Below are 20,831 nucleotides of genomic sequence, written 5' to 3'. Positions count from 1 at the left end.
ATCAACAAACAAATATTTTAACAGCGAAACGCCTCTGTGTCAACCACTAAGGTCGTCTTTTTATCATTTTTTCGCTATTTTCTCATGAAACTGTCAAGAAAATTACTTAAAGTCGCAAATTCAGGGATGTTAAGCGTTTCTCCGCGTCGTTTCACGTCAATACCAAGCGCAGCAAGTTCTGCTTCTAATTCTTCTTTTTGCGGTTTCAATTCTGGAAATCGGTTCACTAAATTATTCCATAATGTTTTACGTCGCTGTGCAAATGCCGAACGCGTAATATCGAAAAAGAAGGTTTCATCATTCACCTGGGCTGGTGGTTCCGAGCGTCGTTTTAGATGAATAATCGCTGAGTCTACATTTGGTTGTGGCATGAATACCGTTTTTGGGACGATAAAGGAAAGCTCAGCCTCCATGTAGTACTGTATCGCGATCGATAAGCTCCCGTATGCCTTTGTACTCGGTTTTGCTGAAATCCGATCTGCCACTTCCTTTTGCAACATAAAAGTCATGCTAGACACTGGCAAGTCCTCGTGAAGCAATTGCAAAATAATCGGCGTTGTCACATAGTATGGCAAGTTCGCAACTACTTTTACAGGTTCCGTTCGATCCGGAAGTTTTTCCGTAATCATCGCCCCAACATCGACTTTCAAAATGTCTTCGTTCACGATCTCTATATTGTCGTAAGCTGCGAGCGTATCTGGCAAAATGGACATCAGGCGTTGGTCAATCTCAAAAGCCAATACGCGCTTAGACGTGCGCGCTAGGTGTTCCGTAAGCGCTCCGATACCTGGCCCAATTTCAATAACGTCTGTTTCTTTATCCAGTTCCGCCGTCTCCGTGATTCGTCTCAAAATATTACTATCAATCAAAAAATTCTGGCCCAGACTTTTCTTAAACAGAAAATCATATTTTTTCAGAATTTCTTTTGTACGACCTGGTGTTGCGATATCTTTACTCATTCGTCTCCTCCTGCACTACTTTGCTCCATGCGGCTTCGAATTGTTCTTTTGTAATACCGAACATGCGTAGTCTTGCTTGCAATTGTTTGCCGTTGGTGTAACCTATTTTAAGGATTTCTCCTAGCTTTTGTCGTTTTGCTTTCGCGCCTGCTCCACCCATCAGACCAAGCATCACAAGCCGATCATAATCGATATCACTCGTCTGGACGCGTTCATTGCTTGTATGAAAATGTTCCAAAGCTTCGCGAATTTTTTCTGGTGTGGCATGTTCTACACCTAAACCACGACCATATTTCGGTAGTGCATCACTGCGTCTAATAAAAGCGTGATGGCATCCTGGAACTGCTGCATCGATTTGCTTTCGTATTTTTTCACCTGGGAAATCGGGATCGGTTAGTATAATCACACCGCGTTTTTCTTTTGCATGGCGAATTTTCTCAATGGTCATAGTGGATAGAGCTGAGCCGTTTGTTTCGATTGTGTCTGCATCTACTGCGCGGTGTATTGCGGTTGTATCATCTCGCCCCTCAACAACAATGACTTCATGAATCACTAACTTCTCCATACAAAACGTCCCTTCTCTTAATCAGTGTTTCTATCATACCATAAAATTCGAAAAAGCAGAACCCGCTTTATTTCACACAAAAAAGCAGGAGGGACACCATGATTGGCGCGCCTCCTGCTCTCTATATGTTTCTTAATCTAAAATTGTTACAGTAACTTGGCGACGTCCCCAAGTATAACATTGGCTCTCATCTGCAAAATAAACGTCTACGATATTACCTTTAATCGCGCCACCAGTATCTCCTGCAATTGCTTCTCCATAACCTGACACATAGACTCTAGAGCCTAGTGGAATAACGCTTGGATCTACTGCAACTACTTTTAAGCCTGGGTTTGCTGTTAAATTAATACCTGTCGCTGTTGTACCGCCACCTGAATAAGCTGTTGATTCCATCGTGAACGTTTTACCGCCTGATGATGGTTTACTGCTTACAGTGGAAGGGCTACTTTGAGAAGATGATGAACTCGATGTTGTAGCTTTTGATGTTTCAGCTTTTTTAGAAGATTTAGCTGGGGCATTGCTGATTGCAGTTACCACAGGCTCTTCTTTTGTACCACGAACAATAATTTTATCCTCTGGTTTTGCTGTTACTTGTTCTGCAAGGAGTTTGCGTTGTTTTTCTTTACCATTCTCAATAACAACATCATACTTGGCAATTTTCTCGCCAGCTTTTCCTGCTTGTACAACTTTTTCTTCCCCTTTTTCAAGAGAAGCATCTTCTTTTACTACTGTTTTGAAAGCTACTTTAGATTTCTTTTCATCGGTTTTTTTGTCTACATATGTAACAACAACCGTCATGTTTGGAGTAAGTTTAGCCGTTTTTACTGGTAATACTTTATCGTGAGCATCCAATTTAATGTTTTTCTCCGCCAATAAATCTGCAACTGTATCTTTTGTTGTCCACGTTACTTCTTTTTTCGCACCATTTTGAATTGCTAGAGCGACAGCACGGTCGATTTTAACTTCCATGTTTGCTGCTACTTTGTCATCCAATGAAACGTTTAAAGCATCTTGTGGACGTGTCGTAATATTTTCATCCTTCAGTACTTCGGCAACTGTGTCTTTTGTTGTCCACACACTCGCTTCTTTACCTTCGTCATTAATTGTAACTTCTTTAGCTGGAATGTAAGCAATCTTCATTCCGTCTTTTACAGCTGTATTTTTGGAATAAGACAGTTCGTCATGTTTTCCAATTTTTACACCTTCGTCATTTAGTACTTCTCCAACTGTTTTTGCGTGCGTGCTAACTTTCGTAACCTCGCCTGCTTTTACAATCGTGATATCGTTTTTAGTTCCCTCGAAAACGAAATAAAAAACCAATGCTACGACAATAACAAACGCGCCAATCATTATTGGTAAACGCCATTTTGATTTTTGGCTTGCGTTACTGCTAGTTTCCATGGTCATGTATTTCTCCCCTTTCTAACTTCTGTTGTGATTATATACGGGGGACGAAAGAACTGTCAACGAATTATCCAAAAAAGATGTCTAGACCAAAAACAGGCACTTCATCGTTGGTATAGAGCCATTGTAAAACCTTTTCATTACATTCTATGTCTAATGTGTCAGTTATATTTCAGCAAAGTCAGTCTCTAGTCGTAGGCATAATAGCGCGGGTTTTTAAAGATTTCTTAAACTTTATTTTTTCCTTGCTTAAGATTCCGTTACAAAGTTCAGGTAATATTACAGTTTGATGACAAAAATCAACTTAATTTGAATAGCCGATTTGCATTTTCTGTTGTGTAGCGGGCGATTTCCTCATATTTCAGTTCTTTTAATTCTGCAACCTTTTCGGCAACAAGCTTGACGTAACTCGGCTCATTTCTTTTGCCCCGATTTGGATGCGGAGCGAGATATGGAGCATCCGTTTCGATTAAAATCTTGTCTAATGGCACTGATTCTGCTGCAATTTTTGGTAATTTTGCGTTTTTAAAGGTAACTGTCCCGCCAAATGAGATGTAGAAATTCATGGCTAAACACGCTTCCATTACCTCTACTGTTTCGCCAAAACAGTGCATAATTCCGCCAACTTCTGACGCGTTTTCTTCTTGTAAAATACGAACAACGTCCTCCGTTGCTTCCCGATTGTGAATCACGATTGGAAGCTGCACTTCTTTTGCCAATCTAATTTGCTGACGGAAGACCTCAAACTGAGTTTCTTTTGGCGACGTATCCCAATGATAATCCAATCCCATTTCGCCAAGTGCGACAACTTTCGGATTTTTGGCTAATTCGCGTAACCATTCTAGTTTTTCGGGAGTAAAAGTAATCGCATCTGTTGGGTGCCATCCGACAATCAGGTAAATAAAATCATATTTATCAGCAAGTTCCAGCGCACGATTGATTGTTTCTTCGTTAAAACCGACAACTGCCATTCGCGAAACATCATTTTCTTTGGCCCGCGCGATAACTTCTTCCAAATCTTCGTTAAATGCATCATCATTTAAGTGTACATGTGTATCAAAAAGCATTTTTATCCCTCATTTCTTTATTTTCAACAGGTAGAATGTCGACTTTCTTCTATATAATAGTATAACTGCTTTTCCTGTTTTGTGATTGTGTCATATTACTATAGAAGAAAGTCGTTTTTTTGGTAGTCGCTTAATCTGCCTTTTTAATAAAATCGTATGTTGCTGATACTTGCTTATTTACTAAATAAGATTCGAAAAACGAGGTTTCAATGCAAAATAACCGACTCAAAAACGGTATTTCCACATGCCAATACTGCAACATTTCTTCCAGTGTCATCAATTGATTCGTAAATACAAAATGAAATAAAGCCTTGATTTTACCTGGTTTGATAATTTTTATTTGATCATCTAGCGGTTCCTTTGTTCTATATCCTTTGCGATTCAGGTTGGCAAAGAAGTAGCGATTCTGTTCGTAAGTTAGCTGGCCAAGCTTATAGGCTCGGTACTCCATCGTTTGAATAGACACGCACCACTTCTCTTTCATTTCAATATACGCATCTGGATTTGTTTGCTTAGGAATAGCCTGAAAATCAGCGAGGAATGGCTCCTTTGGCAAAAGAAAGCAGCTTGCAAAATAGTTAGCTTCCTGTTCTACCGTTTGATAGCTTTTCTTATCTAGGTTATTAATATCTAGTTTATAATGCATCAATAAATGCCCTAATTCATGCGCCAAATCAAAATTACGCCTGACCGATGATTTTTTTTCTCGACTTAGAACAATGAATGGTGTATCTATCCATGTGCTGTATGCATCGGTTTCTTTTCCTAAATTCTTTTCAAGAATGACAGCCCCGTTTTTCTCTAGCACGTACAGTAAATCTTTATTGTCTTCAAGTCCTAACTGCCTTCTAATCTCCACCGCCAGCTCTTCAATACCGCTTTCACGATCCGTTCCTAAGTTTGTAGCTATCCATTTCTTCAAATTATTAGGCGGCGCTTCCACATAACGTTCCGCATCGCTAATCATAGCGCTGGTGAAATTTAAAAACATCGCTTCTGTTACGGTTTTGGATCGATATTCTCTGTCGCCATTTCGATAAGCAATGGTGGCCTCGTCCACGTCATATGTTAACCTATTCTGGCTATAAAAATACTTCGCTTTCACGTTGAATAGCTGCTTTAACTGATTGATATTATTGAGATTAGGCAATGTAGCCCCAGTCTCATATTGCCATATCGCCTGCTCCGAAACATTCAACATACTAGCAAGTTCCGATCGTGAAAAGCCATTTAAAATTCGAATATCTTTTAATTTTTCACCTAAAAACATGGTGCCACCTCTTAATTTTTTATTTCTTTGGCTGGAATAATATACTCATATCCATCAAATTCACTTGCAATTTCTTCTTCTGCTTCTGTTTCTCCTCGTACAACTTTGAGATCCTCCGCACTAATTTCAATAGGACTACTCGCGATATAAGGAGTCAAATCTTCTACTTCTATAATCTGGCCTTTTTGAAGGGGAAGTGTCAGCGCAATTCTTGAGATCATTTTAGCCTCGTCTACTTCATAAATAACAGCATAGAAAAGTCTATAGTCAGATACCAAGGTTTGAACCGTCTCCATATCAGCCTTTGCTGCAAAGAACAAGGATAATTGCTCTGTCTGCTCAACCGAATCCTTCATTTTAAAGGTTCCGTTAATCGCCGCTAACTCGGATAAATAGTTTTCTTTGCTCTTCTTTTTGATAGGTAAACTCTTGGCAAGGCTTTTCACACTTTTTATAATCAACACAAAACGTTCTTCCTTCAGTTGACCATCGAACTTCAGAAATTCCCACGCATATCCAGCTTTATCTAGCTTCCATTCAAAACCTGCATCTGCAACATTCTCAGCCACGTAATGATCAATATGATTCCCTTTTACCCAAGCGTATGCACCACTCACATTTAGCTCGGTCTTTTTGGCGCGTCGTTCATCTAAGTAGCTTTTATAGCCTTGCAAAACACCATCAACAATTGCTTGATTCACATCTTTAGAGAAAACATATTGATCCATATATAGCACTCCCTATCTTTATTTTTAAACCAATCTTAACACATATCGTCATTTAAAATAAAGAAAAAGCGTAAAAAGAGCGAAATAATTAAAGTGAGGCAGGTTCCTTAGAAACCCACCTCACTTCAATTATTTCACTTTCGCACCGTTTGGAAGGGCGCTACTTGCTTCAATTATTTGTAATTTGCCATCTTTTTCGCCAGATAGGATCATGCCTTCACTCATTAAACCGCGCAGTTTTACTGGTTTTAAGTTCGCTACGACAATGACTTTTTTGCCAAGAAGTTCTTCTGGTTCATAGAATTCTGCGATGCCTGATAGAACTTGGCGCAGTTTTCCTTCACCTAGATCTAATTGGAAGCAAAGCAGCTTATCCGCTTTTTTGACCTTTTCTACTTGCTTAACTTCTCCAACTCGTAAATCAATTTTGTCAAAGTCCTCAATGCCGATTTCTGGTGTTTCAAGCGCGACGACAGTTGGTTCTTCCGCTATCGGCGCTATAACCGTTGCTTTCATCTGGTCTTGGATGTAGGCCACTTCTTCCGCTGCATCTAAACGCGGGAAAATTGGCGTTCCTTTTGCGACTACTTTTGTGCCTGCTGGAATTTTGCCATAGCCTGTGATCGAGGACCAGTCTTTTAGGGCTTCATCGGTAATTCCTAATTGTGTGAAAATACCTTCTGGACATTGCGTTAAGAATGGTTTCAACATCACGGCGATGATTCGTAAATTCTCCGCTAAATGGGTCATAACGCTTGCTAGTTCATCGCGGTTTGCTTCGTCTTTCGCTAGAACCCAAGGCGCTGTTTCGTCAATGTATTTATTTGTACGACTGACAAAAGTCCATAACTGGGAAAGAACCACTGAAAATTGCATCGTTTCCATATTTGTTTCGTATTCTTTTAGAACATTATCTTTAAAAATCTCTAATTCGCCGTCAAAAGGCGTTACATTGCCTTGATAAGCTGGAATTTCACCATCAAAATATTTATTGATCATCGCAACAGTCCTGTTTAAAAGGTTGCCCAGATCGTTTGCTAAATCATAATTCACGCGATCGACGAAATCTTCTGGTGTGAATAAGCCGTCAGAACCGAATGGAACTTCGCGTAATAGGTAATAACGTAGTGCATCCAAGCCGTAGCGGTCAATCAGCATGTATGGATCGACAACGTTACCTTTTGATTTCGACATTTTGCCGTCTTTCATTAAAATCCAACCGTGTCCGAAAATTTTCTTCGGTAGTGGTAAATCAAGCGCCATCAAGATAATTGGCCAATAAATCGTATGGAAGCGCACAATCTCTTTTCCGATGATATGCACGTCTGCCGGCCAGTATTTGTTGAAATTCGCATCGTCTTCTGAACCATAGCCAAGCGCGGTTATGTAGTTAGAAAGCGCGTCAATCCACACATAAACAACATGTTTCGCGTCTCCCGGAACCTTAATTCCCCAATCAAAAGTTGTTCTGGAAACAGCCAAATCTTCTAAGCCTGGTTTGATGAAATTGTTAATCATCTCGTTTTTGCGTGATTCTGGTAGGATGAATTCTGGATTGTCGTTATAATAAGCGAGCAAACGATCAGCATATTTACTCATGCGGAAGAAATACGATTCTTCTTTCACAAGCTCAACTTCATTGCCACTTGGTGCTTTTCCGCCAATTACTTTGCCATTTTCGTCGCGGTATACTTCTTCTAACTGTGTTTCAGTGAAATATTCTTCATCTGAAACGGAGTACCAACCTTCATATTGACCAAGATAAATATCGCCTTGATCCAGCAACTGTTGAAAAATTTTCGCAACGCCATCTTTATGACGCGGTTCTGTTGTCCGAATAAAATCTGTATTGGTAATCTCAAGTTTCTTCCACAAATCTTGGAATCCTGCCGCGATATCGTCCACATAACTTTGCGGCGAAACATTTTGTTCTTCGGCTTTTTGTTGGATTTTTTGACCGTGCTCATCTGTACCCGTTAAGTAGAAAACATCGAATCCTCTCAAACGCTTGTAACGCGCCATCGCATCTCCTGCAACCGTTGTATACGCATGTCCAATATGAGCCTTTCCACTTGGATAATAAATCGGAGTCGTAATATAAAATGTATTATTCTCTTTTGGCAATCTAATCCTCTCCCATTCCTCCGCCGAAAATCAGTTTTTCCGGTGTTAAATTCACAATTACCTTCTATTATATCATTTTCTACGCAAAACAAAATACCGCAAGCCTGAAAATTTGAAAAAGGCAGCGCGGAATAAAGTCCCACACTGCCGAATTTGTTTATTTAGTTAGTCCAATCATGAATCCACCAGCGCCAACTAAAATAATTCCGATGATAACAAGGATAAGTTCGCGTCTTGTCTTTTTCTCACCAAGTAGTAGAATCCCACCTAGCGTCGAAATGACAACACCCATTTGCGAAAGCGAGAAGCTGATTGCTACACCAATAACCGTATTCGAAATGAGTAGCGCCAAGTTCCCAACACTCCAAATAACACCTGGAATAATGCTAAGCCACGTTTCTCGTAAAAAGAAGGTTTTACGATCTTTAAATGAGAATGCAACGGCCGCAATAACCATCCCGACAGCTTGTGGCAGAATCGCTTCCCAACCACTGATATCAAACGCTTTTAGAATAACAACATACGCAACATAGCCCAGCGAAGAAATAATTAGTGCGACCATTCCTTGCTTCATATTGCCATTTTTTGATTTATGTTGTTGGTATGATGTTAGTGTAATCCCAACGATGATGAAAAATAATGCTGAAAAACCGAGTACTAATTTAGCAGTCGTGCCCCATTCATGAAAAACGAAAACACCGAATAGCGAGGTTCCGACTAATTGCATCCCAGTCGAAAGTGGCATTGCCTTGGAAACACCGATATGCGTAAAGGCGCGAAACTGGTTCAGCTGCCCAACAGTCCAGAATATCCCTGATACAAAGCTAACTAATAGAATCGTCACCGTAAACTGCGGCGTGGAATAGAAATACATGCCAATCGCAAAAATCAGCGCTCCAAATGTTACTCCAAGTGTCTGCTGATATGGTTTCCCACCAATTTTAGAAACAACAAGCGGCATAATCCCCCACATGACCGCTGGAATAAGTGCAATTAAAATTTCCATAAAAAAACTCCTCTCAAATCTGTAAAATTGTCTAATCGAGCTAAAGAAACAAAATTTGCAATTGTAGAACATTTTCAGTACAAATAGCGCCCCAACTAGCTTTATACCCTTTTTTAGAAACAATAATCATTTTTTTTGCATTAAATGATAATTTCGTCTAGCTTTTCTAGGAAATTCTTGGTATTATAGATAATAGACCAAAGAGTTAGGAGGTAAGAATATGAAATCTACAGGTATGGTAAGAAAAATTGACGAACTAGGACGTATCGTAATCCCAGTTGAAATTCGTCGTAACCTAGGCGTTGCAGTTAAAGATGCTTTAGAAATTTACATCAATGAAGATGAAATTATCCTAAAGAAATATACAGCTAGCAACCTTTGTGACATTACTGGTGAATTTTCCGATCAAAACAAACAAGTTGTTGACGGTAAATTAACACTTAGCCGTGATGGAGCTGAGAAATTAGTAGCTGACATCCGTCGTCAATTCGGCGATGATATCTAAACTACAATTAAAGAAAGTATCCTATTTGAAAGCGTGCTAGCCTCAAATAGGATGCTTTTTTGTTTGGGTTATTACAAAGCGTACCTTGCTGAGTTAGAACCCAAATATAAGAGCGAACGTAGTGAGTTGTTAATCCTTTTTGGAGTTTTGCCCCTACTTATGGGTAAATCGGCGGTAAGCGTTCGAATTGTTGAGGCTCTTATGAAGCATAGTTTGCTGAATTAGAGCCTCAATATGCATGAGAGCAAAGCGAGCATGTAATCCATTATTGTTCGGTAGACTTCGATTCTCCACCAAACTGTTGCAATACAAACCCTTTCGCTCGATTTGTTTAAAGCAAAATATAGATCCTACACAAAAAGAATAAAGACTTAATAAATCATAGTTTACTCTTCTATCACCACGAACGAGGTTAGTTTTGAGATTTTGGCGTCCGGTTTGTTGCTTTGGAAGGTGAAGATGTCGGAGAAGTAGACGTGTTTGCCTTTTTTGTTTGTGACGGTTCCATGGGCGGAGCCTTCTTTGCCATGGCTTATGAGCGATTGGACTTCTAGTATGTTGACTGCTTGGAGGTTGGCGATTAGTTCCGCGATGAACTCGTCTCGGCCTTTGATTTGGAATTCGCCTGGTACCGTCCACACGAACGACTCTTCTAATACGCTTTCAAGTAGAGCTCTGTCGCCTGATGCCGATGCTACAAGATAGTCACGGATAATGCGTTTTTTCGGTGCATTGTCGCAGTCAAAATCACAGAGTACAGCGAAATCTACTCCGGATGAGGCGGTTCCTTTTGTCGTTTGTTTAAATGCTAAACTGCTCTCTGCCAATGCTTCTTTTAAAATTCCAATTGCTTTTGGGCCAACGCCGTGTATTTTTAACAGCGTTTTTTCGTCGTATTCTGCTACTTGTTCGAGTGTCGTTATGTCCAGAAGTTGTAACGCGTTCGTTGCTGGTTTGCCGATACTTGGTAGTTTCGTCATTTGGAATCCCTCCTTTTTCTATTACCATCATTATAACAAGGATAGACATTTTTTCACAAAAAAAGACCCGCGCGATGACGAGTCTGATTCACTATAATTCATGATAGGCTTGATAAACTTCGCGTTTTGGAAGCTGGCGGGTTTTCATGACCTGCTTAATGGCTTCTTTGGAGGAAACGGATTCTTCTTCCATCACTTTTTCGACGTGCTCTTTGATTGGCATTGTCTCCCACCAAACTTCTTCGTCTTCACTTGGTGCATCTTCATTTCCTTCTACGATGACGCAAAATTCACCACGGATTTCGGTTTCTTTCGCCCATTCTAGCGCTTCTTCCACCGTTCCACGCAAAAATTCTTCATATTTCTTCGTCAACTCGCGGCATAATACGATTTTGCGGGTACTTCCAAGTATTTTGCTCATCGCTTTTAAGACTTCTTTCAAGCGGTGTGGTGATTCGTAGACAATCCACGTTTCCTCGCGCCGATTCAGCTGGTTCAACGCTTCTTCACGATCTTTGTTGCTTCGTGGTAGGAAACCATAAAAGAAGAACGGTTGTGGTGCTAAGCCTGATGCGATAAGGGCGGTAAGCGCTGCGTTCGCTCCTGGTAGTGGTACAACGGTGATTCCAGCTTCAATCGCGGCGCCTACGAGTTCATAGCCTGGGTCGGATATCGACGGCATGCCCGCATCACTCACGACGGCAATTGTTGTTCCTACCTCCAGTTTTTCGATAAGCTCATCTTGGCGTGTCGTTTTGTTGTGCTCGTGGTAGCTTACCATTTTTGTATGTATGTCGAAATGGTTGAGTAGCTTGATTGTGTTTCGCGTGTCTTCCGCCGCAATTAAATCCACTTCTTGCAAAATTCGAATCGCGCGCATTGTCATGTCTTCTAAGTTGCCGATTGGTGTCGGAACTAGGTATAACGTGCCTTTCGTGTCGTCTGTTTCAACAAAACTTTTCTGACTCTTCATATCGTGTCACCCTTCCTCTTTTCTTGCAAATATTGATCTTTATCTTTGCGTACTAATTTTTTAAAAGCAGATTCGGCTTTTGTAGCCTCGGATCGTGTTTCGAAACATTCGGAATGGATGACCCTCACTGGGCGCCGATTTCGCGTGTATTTGCAGCGAATCCCGGCGTTATGTTCAGCTTCGCGGCGTTCTACATCAGTCGTGTAACCGCCATAATAAGAGCCGTCTTTGCATTCCAATACGTAGAAATAATGCGTGTCACTCTTCACCATAAAGCAGCTCCCTCACTTGCGTCGTATATTCGCCGTCCGCATTCTGCACGATGATTGGCGGCAGGTACCTCACGCCTGGTTTAGCGCCTTTTATGCCTTCCACCAAAATCGTGTTCGCCTCTCGTTCCACACGCGGATGCACAAACTGGACTCGCTTCGGCTCCAATCCATATTCCCGCATAATATCAATGATTTCAAGCAGCCGCTCCGGACGATGAACAAAGCTCGCTTTACCGCCTTGTTTCAGCAAATCTGCCGAGACCTGAATCGTATCGCGCAACGTACAATGCACTTCATGACGTGCGATTCGCAAATGCTCATTTTCATTTTTGATACTGGTTGATTCTAGCGCAAAATACGGCGGGTTGCAGATGACAAAGCTATTTTTTCCTTTCCCAAGAATCGGCACCACCTCACGCAAATCTTGTTGCAAAATTTCAATCTGACCCTCGAGTCCATTATATTCAATGCTACGTCGCGCCATGTCTGCCAAGCGTTCCTGAATCTCCACACCAATAATTGGCACTTTTGTTCGCGAGCTAACCAACAAAGGAATAATGCCATTGCCGCTACACAAATCGATAATGCGCCCACCTTTTTGATAGGGTATGTAGCTAAATCGCGCAAGTAATACTGCATCTAGCGAAAAAGAAAATACAGACGGACTCTGAATAATTCGCAAGTTCTCCGCTAATAAATGATCTAATCGTTCGTCTCCTACTAACACTCTTTCGTTCCCCCATATCATTTCAAAAATGGCCTTCCCACAAAAGAGAAAGCCATTTTTTTCACTTCTTATTCAATAACGACATGCAGAACAGACAATCTTCGTCGTTTCCGCGCGGGCTCCCAAAATGCACGTTGCAAATATGGAAACCCTCTTTATACAATTTGACTAAATTATCATATCCTTCGCCAACTTCAATCATCTGGCGCATCGCTTCTTTGCGAGCTGGAGCCATCGCCCCCAACTCTTTTTCTGCTGGTATCCTGCTCACATGTTGCTTGCCATCGAGTTCTTCCAAACGGCGACGTAAATGTTCATTTTCTAAGTTCAGACGGTTGTTTTCTTCCAACATATCGCCTAGATTTTGTTTTAAGTCGCCAAGTTGTTGATATAACTCGCCGATTTGTTCTTCCATATTGCTGACTGAGTCAAAAAGGGCTTTTTTATCCATATGGGCTCACCTCAGGACTTCGCGGGTTCTTTTGAAAAGGCATTAAAGGGACGTAATTCTTCTAATGCATATTCAATGACCGCGTCTTGATCTGGTAATCTAACTTGCATAATTCGGCCGAGTAGATTAATGCCGACTACACGTGCCTTGCCATCAGGTGTCACAACATGTTGACCGACATCAGGCATTTCTTTCTTCGCTGTTTCGTATTCATCGTTCTCATATTTCAAACAACACATTAAACGACCACAAAGTCCGGAAATCTTCGTCGGATTTAGTGATAAATTCTGGTCTTTAGCCATTTTGATAGAAACTGGTTCAAAATCACCAAGAAAAGTCGAACAGCACAGCATCCGGCCACACGGGCCAATTCCGCCAAGCAACTTCGCTTCATCACGTACACCGATTTGGCGTAATTCAATCCGCGTACGGAAAATCGATGCCAAATCTTTTACGAGTTCACGGAAATCCACACGTCCTTCTGCGGTGAAGTAAAAGATGATTTTATTACGATCAAATGTATAATCGACATCCACTAAATTCATCTCGATTTTGTGTTCAGAAATCTTCTCATCACAGAGTAAAAATGCGCGCTGACAAGAGGCCGCATTTTCTTCGACACATTTATAATCTGCATCTGTTGCAACACGTAATACTCGTTTTAGAGGCATAACAACATCCTCTTCATCGACTTCGCGTGGTGCGATAACCGCTTTTCCAAACTCAATTCCTTGTGCATTTTCGACAATAACGCCTTGACCCTCGACAATTTTGAGTTTCTCAGGCGAAAAATAATATATTTTACCGGCTTCCTTAAAACGAACGCCTACAACTTTTGGCAATTGGACTACCTCCCTTGAATTTTGAGTACGAGTTGCTCCATCAATAGCTGGGTGTTCATGTTGGAGTCTAGTTTGCGCTTGGCTCCAAGAATGATTTCCATCTCAGCAGTCGTATCTGTGAGTGACTTTCGCAGTATGTCCTGCTTTAACATCGATGCTTGCTCCATGCAAATTGGACGATAATCGTCGTTTAGCGATAAATGCAATCGGTCGCGATAGAGTAATAGCAACAACTCTAGGCCTAAATGTAGCTGTGTTTTGTCCTTGAAAACGGGCATCCATGATTCTTGAATAAGCAAAATCGGATCCACACCTTGATGATGTAGTCCCTCATAGAGCTTCACCGTCACGTTGCGTGCTTCGGCAAACCATTCGTCCTCGTTCCAAGTAGTGGCCTGTTCCGCATTTCCAGCGACACTCGCCAACACACGGGCCTTCTGTTCTAAAATGCCTTGCGCTATCAAATCGCTGACAAAAGCTTCAAATGGTAAAGCCCGAAAGCTCACCGGTTGCAGTCGCGACTGGATGGTTGGCAAGATTTGTTGTGGACTCGCGGTCAAGAACAAAATCAACATGCCGCCATCCGGTTCTTCTATAAATTTAAGCAAAGAATTAGCAGATTGCACTGTCATTTTGTCCGCGCTGTCGATAATCAAAACCTTGCGATCCGATTCCATACCGCGCTTAGACAGTTCCTGCTTCAATTCCCGTACTTGATCAATTTTGATACTGTTACCATCTGGTTCTAGCCAATGAACGTCGGGGTGGTTATCATTTTCAATTCGCAGGCAATTATTACACGTCCCACAAGCCAACTCGTCGTCACTTTTTTCCAAGCAAAAACGGGTCTGGGAAAGCCATTTAGCGGTGCGTTTCTTACCAGTTCCACGCGCGCCTTCTAGCAAATAACCATGCGCCAATCGGTCTGTCAGAATACTTTTGATGAACAGTTGCATCGCGATTGGTTGCATCGCTAGCAGATCAGCTTGTCGTCCCACGAAAAAACCCCTCCAATCATTTCTCTACATTATAACATGACGGACAAGGTTATGGCGCAAATTTTGCCAAAAAAATTACGTTAAAATTCTTCACCGCGCATGATGGCGAGAACGCGCGTGTTCGGGATGTAACGCTTGATTTCGCGTAGTTTAGCGTACGTATCTAAGTCGTCCGTGTACTCCGCCAGCTGCATCGCGACCGCGCTACTTCTACTCACACCCGCATTGCAGTGCACCACGATTTGACTGATATCAGCAAACTGGTCGACAAAATCATGAATAATCGCCGCATGTTTCTTATTGAAAAGAAGCATCTCGTCCGATTCTTTCTTACTAAGTCCCCAATAATCATCCTCTTCATTGATATCATTGAACTGAATCTCTAGAATTCCTTGATACTTTCCTGGATCTTTTATCGGTGCAAACGCTTTATCTTTATCCGCAATGCGAATCATAATCGGTGTTTTTCCAATCGGGTCAAAAGATGTCGCGATGACTTCGGGTAAAGCGATGATGGGCAATGTATATGGATCGAAGTCAATTTGGCGACGTTTCTCGTTAATATAATTAGCCACTATTCTCACTCTCCTCATAAATAAGCAACTTTGCCTACTACTTCATTCTAGCATTTATTCGCAAAATTCCCTACCGTTAACGCCTTATTTTGTGCACATTTTCACTTTGTTCGAAACAGACAAACCTTTTCAAAAGTTTATGTAAAACGTCTAAGGAAATACGTTTCAGAGCATGCTATATTTAACATATCAGGAGAAAGCTGTCTCTCATATCCATAAATTTAAAGCGCTTTCTTTCACAAACTCAACTTGGTTTTTCGCTTATTTTAAGCATTATTTTATAGATAAAGGAGGAAAAAATGGTATGGTTCAGGTGGATAATGCGCAACTAGAGAAATATCGATCTCGGGGGTATAGCGATGATCTACTGCCTAAAACAGAGAACAAACGGACATGGGGTACGTTTAACTATTTCACATTGTGGATGGGTTCTGTACATAACGTTCCTAACTATGTAGCAGTCGGCGGGTTTCTAATACTCGGATTGTCAACGGTTAGTATCATGGCAGCTATTATTGTAAGCGCCTTTATTATCGCCGCGGTCATGGTTTTAAATGGGGCTGCTGGGTCAAAATATGGCGTACCTTTCGCGATGATTTTGCGGGCTTCTTACGGGGTTCGTGGCGCGCTCTTCCCAGGGATTTTAAGGGGTTGTGTCGCAGCGATTATGTGGTTCGGCTTGCAGTGCTATGCGGGATCACTCGCTTTTCTGATTTTAATTGGCAAAATTTGGCCTGGTTTTTTAGAGATTGGCGGAGGCATCAATATTTTAGGGATTACGATTCCTGGCTTGATTGCGTTCTTGCTTTTCTGGGCGGTCAATGTCGCGATTGGATTTGGCGGGGGCGGCGTTTTGAACAAGTTTACCGCTATTCTAAATCCTTGTATTTACATCGTATTTGGGGGAATGGCGATCTGGGCGATTTATTTGGCAGGCTTCGGCAATATTGTGAATTACGTGCCAGCTAACGTCCAAACTGGCGGGAACTCGATTTTCCTATTCCTCGTCGTGATTAACGCCGTTGTTGCGGTTTGGGCGGCACCTGCTGTCAGCGCATCGGATTTCACGCAAAATGCGAAAAGTTTCAAATCACAAGCGACTGGGCAAACGTTCGGTCTCGCGGTAGCTTATGTTTTATTCGCCATTGCTAGTGTCTGTATTTTGGCGGGCGCGAGCATTCATTATGGTACGGAAACCTGGAATGTACTTGATATTGTGCAAAAATGGGATAGCTTGTTTGCATCGATTTTCGCCGTCTTGGTTATTCTGATGACGACGATTTCAACGAATGCGACGGGGAATATTATTCCGGCGGGGTATCAGATTGCTGCGATTTTTCCGAAGAAGTTGACGTATAAGCATGGCGTTATGATTGCGAGTATTATTAGTGTTCTGATTTGTCCATGGAAATTGATGGAGAATCAGGCGAGTATTTATTTATTCCTCGATATTATCGGTGGGATTCTTGGCCCTGTTATCGGTGTGATGCTAGCCCATTATTTCATTATTATGCGCCGTCAAATCAACTTGGATAGCCTTTACACAGCGCCCGGTGAATTTTCTTATTACAAAAATGGTTTTAATTCGCTCGCGTTTGTGGTGACCATTGTTGCCGTCCTTGTATCACTAAGCGGTAAGTTCATCCCAGTCTTGGAGCCAGTTTCCAGACTTTCATGGTTCGTCGGTGTGATTGTGGCTTTTGGCGCATATGCCCTGTTTGCCTCGCTTCACCGTAAGAAAAATCCATCGTTTTATGAAGAGAATACAGAAGTTCATATTAAAAAAATAGGAGTTGAAGGAAATGAGTTATGATTTAATTATCAAAAATGGAAAAGTGATTTTAGACACGGAAGCGGTAATTACAGATGTGGCAGTAAAGAATGGAAAAATCGTGGCAATTGGCGCAGGACTTGGCGAAGCGAAAGAGGTCATTGATGCAAGTGGACTCGTTGTTTCACCAGGTATGGTCGATGCGCACGTGCACATTTCAGAACCTGGTCGCACAGAATGGGAAGGCTACGAAACCGGGACAAAAGCAGCTGCAAAAGGTGGCGTGACTTCGTTCATCGAAATGCCACTCAATCAATTACCGGCAACAATTGACCGTGAATCTCTAAATCTCAAATTTGACGCGGCAAAAGGCAAACTTAGCGTCGATGTAGCGCTTTTTGGTGGACTGGTTCCACATAACTTAGATCGCCTGAATGAGCTGAATGAAGACGGTGTTGCGGCTTATAAATGCTTCCTAGCAACGTGTGGCTTCGATGGTGTCGATAATGATTTCCGTAACGTCGATGATTATTCTTTCTTCGCCGGTATGCAAAAAATCGCTAAAATGGACAAAATCCTAGCGATACACGCTGAAAATGCATTAATATGCGATGAATTAGGCAAAGTCGCCCAAGCTGAAGGCAAAACATCAGCGAAAGATTATGTCGCATCACGTCCTGTTTTCACAGAAGTGGAAGCCGTACGTCGCGCCATTTATTTAGCTAAAATCGCAGGTTGCCAAATCCATATCTGCCATTTAAGTACTCCAGAAGGCGTGGAAGAAGTAACTCGCGCACGTAATGAAGGCCAAAAAGTGACGTGTGAATCATGTACCCACTACTTCGCGATTGACGAAGAACAATTTGAAACGATTGGTACCACGGCAAAATGTGCTCCACCACTGCGCGATAAAGCGAACCAAGATCGTCTTTGGGAGAAACTTTTTGCAGGTGAAATCGATTTCGTAACTTCGGATCACTCGCCTTGCCCTCCAGATATGAAAATTGGAAATGCCTTCACAGCTTGGGGCGGTATTTCTGGCTTGCAAAATAACGTTGACATCATGTTCGATGAAGCGGTGCAAAAACGTGGCATGGCGTTGACACAATTCGCGAAACTGATTGCATCAAACCCAGCAGATCTTTATAAGTTAGCCGACAAAGGTCACATCGCGATCGGTAAAGATGCCGATTTCGCTTTGATTCAGCCAAATGCACCGTATACGCTTGCCGCTGAGGACTTGGAGTATCGTCACAAAGTTAGCCCGTATATCGGTCGTACAATTGGCGCACAAGTCGTGGCAACGGTACTACGCGGTTCCGTGATTTATGACAAAGAAAACGGCGTTCGCGATACGCATGAAGGCGCGTTCGTTCTTCAAACCGCGAAAGAGACTGTTCAATAATTAAATGAAAATAGGAGAATAATCCAAGTTTAATTCATTTTAAACCTCGATTATTCTCCTATTTTGTATTATCTCGGTTGTTTATCTTTCGATTTCAAATGCGACACGTTTGTTATTCTTTAATTTTGCTTCAAAATCGAACTCTTGGTAGCGCGTAGATAGTTTGTAAGTTTTTAGAATATGGTTCACGATTTGTGTACGTGTTTTACCCGTTACATTATATGTTGCGAAAGCTTTATCCACTTCGGCTTGTGCAGCTGTTCCGCGTAATTTCTTACGTGTGAAATCATTTTCGAATTCTACTTCCACGCGACCATTTGATTTCACTTCGAATTCAAATTCTAGTTCTTGGCGGCCATAGTCTACCGATACTTCTACTTTTTTATAAAGGTTCTTGGCTGTTGCTTTTGCCGCTGATGCTTCACTTGCTCCAAATCCTGAAAAACCGACGATTAATGCCATTCCGCTTGCGATTGTTACTTTTGCTAATTTATTCATTTTTATTCTCCTTCTTAAAATTATGAAGTATACTACTATGCAATGCGTAGTACCTGTAAATAGCATAATACAGTCACATTACTTTGTCAACACTTAATATTATATTTATTACATAATAGATAACACGAGTATTGCTATTAAACCGCAAAGTTGCTATACTTATCACATATAGTATCATTGGAATAATTTTTTATTGGAGGATGAATATGAGCGTAACGACACAGTTTCGAAAGGGTGCGTTGGATATGTGTGTCCTTTTCATCTTACAGACGGATGATTTTTATGGATATGATTTGACGCAACAAATAAAGAAACATATTCCAATTACGGAAAGTACGCTTTACCCTCTTTTGCGTAGACTTGTGAAAGATGGTTATTGCGCAACATATACGGTGGAGTCGCCAACTGGGCCACAGCGGAAATACTATCACATCACGCACCAAGGCCGGATTTTTTTGAAAGAGACGTTGCAAGAATGGGATGAATTCACGGCAAGTATTGCAGCTTTACGAAAGGAGATCAAACCAAATGAATAGATCAGATTTTTTCGAAACATTGCATCATGGTCTGCGTTCTCTGCCCGAAGATGAGCGTGCCAGTATTATCAAAGATTTGGATGAGCACATTGCGGTAAGCTTAGAAAACGGGATTTCGGAAGCTGACGCCATCGCTTTGCTAGGTGATCCGAATGATATTATTGATCAGTATGTGCAGGACACTGTTGTGGTTCCTAAGCGCGTACAGCAACCAATTATTCAAAAATCAATGCCGCAACCGGAGCCTCCTCAAGTTCAGGTCGAAACGAAAACAGAGAAACCCGCCAACAAGCAGATTTCTCCGTTTAAAATCGTGCTGATTGCGGGTATGTGTTTTATTATATTGATGTTGCTATTAGATGCATTGGATTAAAAATAGAAACGTCGATTGATTTTTGATAATCAGTCGGCGTTTCTATTTTTGTTATACGGTATTTTTTGGTCTTCACTATTCTGAAAACGTTTGGCACGCTCTTTCTCTTCTTCCAATTTATCTTTTACAAATCGGAAAAATGCCTCTGAATCCTGCGTCGCTAAATATTGCATGTATTGTGCGCGTTCATCTGCTCGTATGATTAGTGGCGGAAAGTCATTTTTAAGCAGTGCATAATTCATGAGCATTCGACCGGTTCTGGCATTACCATCGCTAAATGGATGAATACGTTCAAAGTCAATATGACTCTCCGCGACGGCTCGCAAGTTTTCGTCTAGCGAGTCCTGCTCTAGCCTATAATTAAGATTATCCACCCATTGTTGCATTAGGATGGGTCTTTCTGCTGGACTGGCTGTTTGAAAATCAGCGCCTAAAATAGCGTTTTCACCAGTTTTGAATTCGCCTCTATCGTATTGTAGTTTGTCGGTAAGTTTGGCGTGAATCTCTTTTACCAGTGCTATACTGATTGGTGCCTGTTCTTCTAGTTGTTCCAGCATATATTGAAAGGTCTGCTCATGGTTTTTTATTTCATATATTTCGCGTAAATCGTAGCCACTTCCTGTTACTTTGTTGTAAATAATGATCGATACGGTATCAGCCAACGAAATAGTATTTCCTTCTATCGCGCTAGAGTGATGGGCTAAGCGAACTAGCACATCCTGCAAATATTCCTTTGACAGCGTTCTATTCATGATTCGACTCACCCTCCTAACTCCCTTTATTATAACGGTTTATCCCTCCA

The 20,831-nt window shown here is 41.5% G+C and carries 23 protein-coding genes; 5 read left to right on the top strand and 18 right to left on the bottom strand.

Annotated elements, in window-relative coordinates; genetic code table 11:
- Nucleotides 1-74 precede the first annotated feature (74 nt).
- From rsmA to HPK16_RS11555, 8 genes are all read right to left on the bottom strand, one after another.
- Nucleotides 75-959 carry a 16S rRNA (adenine(1518)-N(6)/adenine(1519)-N(6))-dimethyltransferase RsmA gene (rsmA, locus tag HPK16_RS11590; protein WP_181677112.1) on the bottom strand — a complete coding sequence of 295 codons (885 nt, stop codon included), beginning with the start codon at nt 957-959 and terminating at the stop codon, nt 75-77.
- The gene (gene rnmV, locus HPK16_RS11585) at nt 952-1,524 is read right to left on the bottom strand and encodes a ribonuclease M5 (protein WP_181677111.1); all 573 of its coding nucleotides are present in this window, start codon (nt 1,522-1,524) and stop codon (nt 952-954) included. The genes rsmA and rnmV overlap by 8 nt, the downstream gene beginning before the upstream one ends.
- Before the next feature lie 132 nt (nt 1,525-1,656).
- Nucleotides 1,657-2,931: a G5 and 3D domain-containing protein gene (locus tag HPK16_RS11580; protein ID WP_181677110.1), complete on the bottom strand. Its 1,275-nt coding sequence runs from the start codon at nt 2,929-2,931 to the stop codon at nt 1,657-1,659.
- 296 nt (nt 2,932-3,227) lie between these two features.
- The gene (locus HPK16_RS11575; protein ID WP_181677109.1) at nt 3,228-3,995 is read right to left on the bottom strand and encodes a TatD family hydrolase; all 768 of its coding nucleotides are present in this window, start codon (nt 3,993-3,995) and stop codon (nt 3,228-3,230) included.
- Between the two features lie 130 nt (nt 3,996-4,125).
- A complete protein-coding gene (locus tag HPK16_RS11570) occupies nt 4,126-5,265 on the bottom strand; it encodes a spr1629 family repressor/antitoxin (RefSeq protein ID WP_181677108.1) in 1,140 nt (379 codons plus the stop codon).
- A gap of 11 nt (nt 5,266-5,276) precedes the next feature.
- The gene (locus HPK16_RS11565; protein ID WP_181677107.1) at nt 5,277-5,993 is read right to left on the bottom strand and encodes a spr1630 family ClpXP-sensitive toxin; all 717 of its coding nucleotides are present in this window, start codon (nt 5,991-5,993) and stop codon (nt 5,277-5,279) included.
- 129 nt (nt 5,994-6,122) lie between these two features.
- A complete protein-coding gene (gene metG / locus HPK16_RS11560) occupies nt 6,123-8,117 on the bottom strand; it encodes a methionine--tRNA ligase (RefSeq protein ID WP_181677106.1) in 1,995 nt (664 codons plus the stop codon).
- A gap of 157 nt (nt 8,118-8,274) precedes the next feature.
- Nucleotides 8,275-9,123: a GRP family sugar transporter gene (locus HPK16_RS11555; protein ID WP_181677105.1), complete on the bottom strand. Its 849-nt coding sequence runs from the start codon at nt 9,121-9,123 to the stop codon at nt 8,275-8,277.
- 220 nt (nt 9,124-9,343) lie between these two features.
- On the opposite strand from HPK16_RS11555, the gene HPK16_RS11550 reads away from it, so the two are divergent.
- Nucleotides 9,344-9,628, top strand: coding sequence for an AbrB/MazE/SpoVT family DNA-binding domain-containing protein (locus HPK16_RS11550; protein WP_036060638.1), 285 nt, complete (start codon nt 9,344-9,346; stop codon nt 9,626-9,628).
- Between the two features lie 386 nt (nt 9,629-10,014).
- Here HPK16_RS11550 and HPK16_RS11545 read toward each other — a convergent pair whose 3' ends face one another.
- The 8 genes from HPK16_RS11545 to HPK16_RS11510 form a co-directional block, all read right to left on the bottom strand.
- Nucleotides 10,015-10,608: a DNA-binding protein gene (locus tag HPK16_RS11545; protein WP_181677104.1), complete on the bottom strand. Its 594-nt coding sequence runs from the start codon at nt 10,606-10,608 to the stop codon at nt 10,015-10,017.
- A gap of 91 nt (nt 10,609-10,699) precedes the next feature.
- A complete protein-coding gene (gene rsmI / locus HPK16_RS11540; protein ID WP_181677103.1) occupies nt 10,700-11,581 on the bottom strand; it encodes a 16S rRNA (cytidine(1402)-2'-O)-methyltransferase in 882 nt (293 codons plus the stop codon).
- Nucleotides 11,578-11,853 (bottom strand): GIY-YIG nuclease family protein, encoded by a 276-nt coding sequence (locus tag HPK16_RS11535; protein WP_181677102.1) that lies wholly within the window; start codon nt 11,851-11,853, stop codon nt 11,578-11,580. The genes rsmI and HPK16_RS11535 overlap by 4 nt, the downstream gene beginning before the upstream one ends.
- Complete coding sequence (locus HPK16_RS11530; protein ID WP_181677101.1) at nt 11,840-12,601, bottom strand: tRNA1(Val) (adenine(37)-N6)-methyltransferase; 762 nt, start codon at nt 12,599-12,601, stop codon at nt 11,840-11,842. The genes HPK16_RS11535 and HPK16_RS11530 overlap by 14 nt, the downstream gene beginning before the upstream one ends.
- A 40-nt stretch (nt 12,602-12,641) precedes the next feature.
- Nucleotides 12,642-13,031: a DNA replication initiation control protein YabA gene (yabA, locus tag HPK16_RS11525; protein WP_181677100.1), complete on the bottom strand. Its 390-nt coding sequence runs from the start codon at nt 13,029-13,031 to the stop codon at nt 12,642-12,644.
- Nucleotides 13,032-13,042: 11 nt separating this feature from the next.
- Nucleotides 13,043-13,873, bottom strand: coding sequence for a PSP1 domain-containing protein (locus HPK16_RS11520; RefSeq protein ID WP_181677099.1), 831 nt, complete (start codon nt 13,871-13,873; stop codon nt 13,043-13,045).
- Nucleotides 13,874-13,878: 5 nt separating this feature from the next.
- A complete protein-coding gene (holB, locus tag HPK16_RS11515; protein WP_181677098.1) occupies nt 13,879-14,871 on the bottom strand; it encodes a DNA polymerase III subunit delta' in 993 nt (330 codons plus the stop codon).
- 80 nt (nt 14,872-14,951) lie between these two features.
- Complete coding sequence (locus HPK16_RS11510; protein ID WP_181677097.1) at nt 14,952-15,446, bottom strand: dual specificity protein phosphatase family protein; 495 nt, start codon at nt 15,444-15,446, stop codon at nt 14,952-14,954.
- A 304-nt stretch (nt 15,447-15,750) separates the two neighbouring features.
- Between HPK16_RS11510 and HPK16_RS11505 the strand changes: the two genes are divergently transcribed.
- Nucleotides 15,751-17,259 (top strand): allantoin transporter, encoded by a 1,509-nt coding sequence (locus HPK16_RS11505; protein ID WP_181677096.1) that lies wholly within the window; start codon nt 15,751-15,753, stop codon nt 17,257-17,259.
- A complete protein-coding gene (gene allB / locus HPK16_RS11500; protein ID WP_181677095.1) occupies nt 17,249-18,622 on the top strand; it encodes an allantoinase AllB in 1,374 nt (457 codons plus the stop codon). The genes HPK16_RS11505 and allB overlap by 11 nt, the downstream gene beginning before the upstream one ends.
- Before the next feature lie 81 nt (nt 18,623-18,703).
- Here allB and HPK16_RS11495 read toward each other — a convergent pair whose 3' ends face one another.
- Nucleotides 18,704-19,120: a YusW family protein gene (locus HPK16_RS11495; RefSeq protein WP_181677094.1), complete on the bottom strand. Its 417-nt coding sequence runs from the start codon at nt 19,118-19,120 to the stop codon at nt 18,704-18,706.
- Between the two features lie 206 nt (nt 19,121-19,326).
- Here HPK16_RS11495 and HPK16_RS11490 point away from each other — a divergent pair, with 206 nt between their 5' ends.
- Complete coding sequence (locus tag HPK16_RS11490) at nt 19,327-19,656, top strand: PadR family transcriptional regulator (RefSeq protein WP_181677093.1); 330 nt, start codon at nt 19,327-19,329, stop codon at nt 19,654-19,656.
- Nucleotides 19,649-20,029, top strand: a complete 381-nt coding sequence (locus tag HPK16_RS11485) for a DUF1700 domain-containing protein (RefSeq protein WP_181677092.1) — start codon at nt 19,649-19,651, stop codon at nt 20,027-20,029. Before HPK16_RS11490 ends, HPK16_RS11485 begins: the two co-directional genes overlap by 8 nt.
- A gap of 29 nt (nt 20,030-20,058) precedes the next feature.
- On the opposite strand, the gene HPK16_RS11480 is transcribed toward HPK16_RS11485, so the two are convergent.
- Nucleotides 20,059-20,781, bottom strand: coding sequence for a Fic family protein (locus HPK16_RS11480; protein WP_181677091.1), 723 nt, complete (start codon nt 20,779-20,781; stop codon nt 20,059-20,061).
- Nucleotides 20,782-20,831: the final 50 nt, after the last annotated feature.

Origin of the sequence: Paenilisteria rustica (assembly GCF_013820765.1) — a bacterium.
Classification (GTDB): Bacteria; Bacillota; Bacilli; order Lactobacillales; family Listeriaceae; genus Listeria_A; species Listeria_A rustica.
The sequence above is the reverse complement of the archived record's forward strand: the minus strand, read 5'-3'. Positions and strand labels throughout refer to the sequence as shown.